A 5,793-nucleotide genomic window follows, 5' to 3' on the forward strand; every position below is an offset into this window, starting at 1 on the left:
GCTGACTAATAATACCCGACTGGTATTGGGTGAGACACTGACGATTCTGCCGACCACGCCGCCAGTCCCGACAACGATATGATCGATCGCAATGCCATCGGCACTCCCGCGACCGATAACGACCTGCTGCCACCAATTATCAGCACTGTGGAGCAAGACTGGAGCCAAAACACCTTTATTTGGGACGGCGGCACTGTAATTGGCTAATTGCTTGAGTTGTTGATTTTGATTCTTTAATTCTTGTAACTCATTTTGGAGTTGTTCGACTCGCGCGTTTTTGAGCGTGTCGATTTGTCGGGTTCCCGGCTGGAATGGGTGCGATAGCACGTTATATACTTCAAAAACCAACGAATTTTGGGTTTGCAACACTAGATAGGTAACGCCGATAATCGTCCCAAATCCAGCTAATTTGAGGGCATTTTTATCCCACCAGCGGCGCACAGTAAACATGGTTGTCGGTTGTTGGTTGTTGGTTGTTAGTTGTTAATAATTATTTCGATCGATCGCGGATGAGGATGTTGGGGATCGATCGATCGTGCCCTTGCACCCTTCCCTACCGTGTACACACAAGTCGGCTATGCTTCCGCTGAGATGGTGTTACCCCCCTTATAAAGGGGGGCTTTCTTGCTCCCTCCCCTTTATAAGGGAAGGGCTGGGGTGGGGTAAAGGGACTACGCAGCAACTCAAATAACTTGTGTATACACTGTAGCCACCCTTCCACTCGACTCTAGAGACTGCGAGAACGACCGCTGAAGACTCGATCCATAGTTTTGAAGTTTTCTAGCACTTTGCCAGTACCCAACACCACGCAGGTGAGCGGATCGTTGGCAATATGAGTAACGATTCCCGTCTCGTGACTGATCAGGGTATCGATGCCTCTTAACAGCGCACCACCGCCAGCGAGCATAATGCCGCGATCGATAATATCAGATGCTAATTCCGGTGGAGTGCGCTCTAGCGTCCGCTTCACGGCTTCAATAATCACCGACAGGGGTTCCGACATACTTTCGCGAATTTCGGGGCCTTTAATCGTCACTGTGCGGGGTAACCCAGACAGTAGATGCAAGCCGCGAACTTCCATGATGACATCGTTATCCTCTGGTGTGGGGTAGGCAGAACCCACTTGAATTTTAATTTCTTCAGCAGTCCGTTCCCCAATGACGAGGTTATGGACTTTTTTCATGTAATTGACGATCGAATCGCTCAATTCGTCACCAGCAATCCTTACAGATTCACTGATTACCGAACCTTGCAAACTCATTACGGCGACTTCAGTAGTCCCCCCGCCGATGTCGATAATCATGCTCCCTGTCGGCTCGGATACGGGTAAACCCGCGCCAATTGCCGCTGCGATCGGTTCGTCGATCAGGAATACTTCACTAGCACCTGCTTGGAGTGCTGCATCCATGACGGCGCGCCGCTCTACCGCAGTAACGCCACTGGGAATCCCAATCACCAAGCGGGGTCTAATGACGTTACTCCCTTCATTCGCCCGTTGAATAAAGTGCTTTAACATCACTTCTGCCGTGTCGAAATCGGCAATCACGCCGTCCCGTAACGGACGCAGCGCAATGACATCGCCAGGAGTTCTCCCCAGCATTTTTTTGGCTTCGACACCCACAGCTAGCGGCATTTTAGTCTTTTGGTCGATCGCCACAACTGAAGGTTCTGCCAGAACGATCCCTTTGCCAGCTACATAGACCAATGTATTGGCAGTTCCCAAGTCCATACCCATATCTCTGGATAATGAAAAGCGATTGAAAAAACCCACGCGCTTCTTTGCCCCCAAGTTAACTAATGATGGATTAAATATACACTTAGCGATAGTCAACAGCGATGCAGGTGTTATTTATTGTTCCCCAGCATCGATTCTGTTGAAACGTTGCTAAGTACTAATTTTTTGTCTACACTCTTTTCTACTACAGCCCGATGCGATGAAACGAAACTCAGGCTATTTTGCTGAATTTTCCGTCCACTGGCTGAATCTTATTACGTTTTGCTTCGTACGTCTAGTTGCGATCGCCGATAGATTTTACCCGCAAAAAGTCGCTCGATCGATCCCCGCGCTATTATGCTTAAACCAATCTATTTTCGAGGATTAGTCTTAGTAGGCAAATTTTGATTCATGTGTGGCGGTTCCAACCGCTAGCTAGCTGAATCGGACTGGTTCGATCGCTAGAAAATAGATATACATTTAGACTAATCCCAATCCACCTGTGCCGATTCCCACTCTGTTAATGATTCTCGCGCCTGAAGCCATTCTGTCGGTATTCCCCTCAGTCCCACATACATCGTGACAATCCCACCCACAATCGCACAAGTGGTGTCCCGATCTCCCAAACCGCTTACTGTCGTCCACATCGCTGCTTCAAAGTCAGTTAAATGCCTAGCGGCGCACCAAAGTGTAAACGGGACGGTATCTGAAGCCGATACCATCGTTCCATTCCCCAACGCCGATACCGCCGTCGGCACGCTATAATCTAGCGGTAATTCGATAGCGCGTTTAATCCCGCTTTTGGTATTGCTATCGGGCAATCGATCGAGTACAAACGCCAACATCTCGCATGGATTGATATTCGCAATTTCCCGATGATTCCACGCCCAAGCTGCTGCTAGCGCGATCGCAATGGCTCCGACTTTCCCTTCGAGATGGCTGTGAGTAACTTCTGCCGAAGCTAATGCCTGACTTGATAGTAGCTCTAAATCTTCGGCATAAAAAGCCCCCAATGGTGCGACGCGCATCGCCGCACCATTGCCATAAGAACCCATTCCATCAAAAACCGCAGGCGCAATTTCTCGCCAGTCGCCACCCTTACAAAATTCTTGCAGAATATGGTGCGCCATTCCACCATAACCGCGCCGCCGATTGCGCTGATAATTAGCCGCAAATCGACTGGCTAAATAATCCCGATCGATTTTGCCCCGCGCTGTTAATGTTTCCACAATTCCGATCGCCATAATCGAATCATCAGTTAGATACCACGGCGGTGCTGGTAGAGCATGAAGATCGATCGCCATTGACATGGTGTTCGTGTTACCAAAAAACATTTGCCCAAAAGCATCCCCAACTGACAATCCGGTTAATGCTAATTCTGCCCTAGCTAATGGTTTCACGATCGCCAAATTAAGTGTATTTATTTGTAAATATTATATCCTAAATTAACGATTCACTATCCACTATCCACGATAAAATAATGTCCTAATTGCAACCAGGGAAATTATTGCTATGATAAATCGTCATTCTTTAACAACTATAGCTTGGAAGGTAATATTATCGATCGCTAGTTGTCTCAATACCGTTCCTAGTGAAGCCCGTCAGATGCCCAAGATTGGTGCTAGTCCTAAGCAAGGCAAGATATTGCAACTGACTAATGGCGACTTAATATGTTACGTACAATTAGTCGATGCTCGTGGTAAAAATACGATATTGGAGCTTATTTTGATATCTGTCAGCAGACTAAATTTATCAATAAAAAAGTAATGCTCACATATAAACGCGGCATAGTGAACGATTGTCAAAGCACCACCTGGGGATGAATCCCCAGGCTAATAGCTCAAGTCCACTGAAGTGGACTAAAGAATCTGATAGTCCACTTCAGTGGACTTGAGCTATTAGCCCGCACTTCAGTCGCGGGCGGGTAACGAGCGTAGCGAACATTCTTAACCCGTACTCAGGTTATCTACTCTAAATCTCGTGCGGAGCGATTCTCTGCTGACTTCAATTCTTCGGTAGTATTAGCTATTTCCACCTCGACAACTTCCACCTCTACCAGCGGAACGCTGACACTTTGAGGGAGTCTTAGCGGTATTGCTAGCGGTTGTTGTTTTTCTTCTTCTTTGGGGATAACTAATGCTTGCTCCAGCCAATAACTCGCGGTGGGAATCGTCCGCTCTAAGTCTTCTAATGGTCTGGGGATCACCATGATCGATCGTAATTCGCCGATGCTCTCGGCGGCTGACATGCCGACATCTAAGGCGATTGTCACATTAGAAACCGTACCGCGAATAATTGCCGTGCAGAAGCCAGCACCTGTTTTCTCATAACCAGCAACGTAGATATCCGCAGTCTTGAGCATCGCATCCATCGCACCTACCATCGCCGGGAAGCCGCGCGTTTCGAGTAAGCCGATGGCGAGATTGTTGAGCTTACTTTTACCGACAATTTGTGCCAATATGCGATCGCTAATCGGTAAGACGGCATCGAGATTGGGAAACGGACGAGAAATTACCGATTGACAGATTAATTCATCCATCTGCTGGGCGACTTCTGCACCTGCGGCGACAGCCAATTTTACATCGGGAAACCGACCGCGAATCACCGCAGTACAATAACCACCCCCAATTTTTTCATAGCCTACTAAAGTAACAGCGGCAGATTTAATCATCATATCTGCCGTTCCCACCATAGCCGGAAAGCTACGAGTAGATATTAACCCGATGGCACTTTCAGCATGAATATTGGACATCGTTAGCGGTAGAGGTTCCCCAATGGTATGTGCTGTGGACAGTTACCATCGCCTCATCGGGTTGGCACTATCTATATTTCAGACGATCGTAGCTGTGAAAATATGCGGTTGAAGCTAGAAACTAACGATCGATTAGTTTACTCTGCCTTCAACTTGGGCGCGAAATTCTTCGACCTCTTCAGTATAACCAATTGGTAAAATTCGCTCAACGTTGGGGTGCGGACGGGGGATAATTACCCAAGATTCTAAAGTACCACCATATACTTTTTCGACTACATCGATGCCTGCTGCCATTGCTTGTTTGACCTCAGAGACATCGCCTCTGACGTTAACGGTAAATCGCGCGGAACCAGCCCTAAGATAGCCGACAAGGGTCACTCGTCCCGCTTTGAGCATAGCATCAGCAGCCGCTAAGACAGCCGGAAAACCTTTGGTCTCGATCGAGCCAACTGCTTGTTGAGAACTCATAGAATCAGCCATTAAAAATACGTTCCTTATACTAATAAATTATCGATCGTTAGCACTGTACGGTTACAGCTTCGCGCCTAATGGTGGAATATATTGGGATCGGCTCACAGTCCTCGACAGTTATGTTGCAAACGTAGCTGCAACTTGTAACTATTGACTATCCACCATTCACTATCCACTAGACCTACACCCAGAATTCTCTCGATGCTTCGGTGTAGTGAATTGGCATGACACTATCGACATTTTCGGGGGGATTGGGGATAATGTAGTGACTGACGACCGCACCGCGTTTGGTGGCTTCGCCAGCAGTCACGCCTGCTGCTACAGCTTGCTCGACAGCAGAGACGGTACCGCGTACGGCAATGATAAACTCGGCACGTTCGGCGAGTCCGTAGTAAACCAACGTGACATTCCCCGCTTTAAGCATGGCATCAGCCGCTGCCAAAACGGGGGGAAAGCCATCGGTTTCGATCGTGCCAACTGCATGACGAGAGTCGCGATCTTTAGCCATTAAAAATATTCTCCTGGTGCATACAGCACTTTCTTTGTAATATGCAGTACGTTATTCTTTCAGAAGGGGGGAGCGGGGAGCGAAAAGTGCGTTCTTGGGCGCGAGCTTTGTGGGGGAAGCTTCCCCCACAAACGTCGCTTGGCTTCCCCTGTCTTGTCGTTTTCTTATTCGGGGGTTCCCCCCGAATAAAAACGCCGCAAGTAAAGCACCTTTTCAAGACAGCGGGGAGCGGGAAAACAAGCGACGTTTTTGGGGGGAGCTTCCCCCCAAAAGCTCGCGTGTTTTACCGCCCATTTTTGTAATCTATCCAACCGATTTGGGGATTTGCGCGGCGACGAGCGGTTTCTT

At 48.2% G+C, this 5,793-nt stretch carries 7 protein-coding genes; 1 reads left to right on the forward strand and 6 read right to left on the reverse strand.

The genetic code is table 11. The features are described 5' to 3' along the window. The 3 genes from RMO79_RS01530 to RMO79_RS01540 all read right to left on the reverse strand — a co-directional run. A partial coding sequence (locus RMO79_RS01530) for a rod shape-determining protein MreC (protein WP_310481288.1) occupies nucleotides 1-450 on the reverse strand: 450 nt, incomplete at its 3' end. Nucleotides 451-727: 277 nt separating this feature from the next. Continuing rightward, entirely contained in the window at nucleotides 728-1,735 is a 1,008-nt protein-coding gene (locus RMO79_RS01535; protein ID WP_396136492.1) for a rod shape-determining protein, read from the reverse strand. Between the two features lie 464 nt (nucleotides 1,736-2,199). Next, nucleotides 2,200-3,114 (reverse strand): ADP-ribosylglycohydrolase family protein, encoded by a 915-nt coding sequence (locus RMO79_RS01540; protein WP_310481289.1) that lies wholly within the window; start codon nucleotides 3,112-3,114, stop codon nucleotides 2,200-2,202. Between the two features lie 112 nt (nucleotides 3,115-3,226). Here RMO79_RS01540 and RMO79_RS01545 point away from each other — a divergent pair, with 112 nt between their 5' ends. Then, nucleotides 3,227-3,481 (forward strand): hypothetical protein, encoded by a 255-nt coding sequence (locus tag RMO79_RS01545; RefSeq protein ID WP_310481290.1) that lies wholly within the window; start codon nucleotides 3,227-3,229, stop codon nucleotides 3,479-3,481. Between the two features lie 199 nt (nucleotides 3,482-3,680). Here the strand turns inward: RMO79_RS01545 and RMO79_RS01550 are convergent, their stop codons facing one another. The 3 genes from RMO79_RS01550 to RMO79_RS01560 all read right to left on the reverse strand — a co-directional run bounded on the left by RMO79_RS01550 (nucleotide 3,681) and on the right by RMO79_RS01560 (nucleotide 5,445). Further along, complete coding sequence (locus RMO79_RS01550; RefSeq protein ID WP_310481291.1) at nucleotides 3,681-4,466, reverse strand: BMC domain-containing protein; 786 nt, start codon at nucleotides 4,464-4,466, stop codon at nucleotides 3,681-3,683. Between the two features lie 132 nt (nucleotides 4,467-4,598). Continuing rightward, nucleotides 4,599-4,946 (reverse strand): carbon dioxide-concentrating mechanism protein CcmK, encoded by a 348-nt coding sequence (locus tag RMO79_RS01555; RefSeq protein WP_396136493.1) that lies wholly within the window; start codon nucleotides 4,944-4,946, stop codon nucleotides 4,599-4,601. Nucleotides 4,947-5,118: 172 nt separating this feature from the next. Then, the gene (locus RMO79_RS01560; RefSeq protein ID WP_310481292.1) at nucleotides 5,119-5,445 is read right to left on the reverse strand and encodes a carbon dioxide-concentrating mechanism protein CcmK; all 327 of its coding nucleotides are present in this window, start codon (nucleotides 5,443-5,445) and stop codon (nucleotides 5,119-5,121) included. Nucleotides 5,446-5,793: the final 348 nt, after the last annotated feature.

The sequence above is a fragment of the Chamaesiphon sp. VAR_48_metabat_403 genome (genome assembly GCF_031422475.1).
In the GTDB taxonomy this organism is placed as follows: Bacteria; Cyanobacteriota; Cyanobacteriia; order Cyanobacteriales; family Chamaesiphonaceae; genus Chamaesiphon.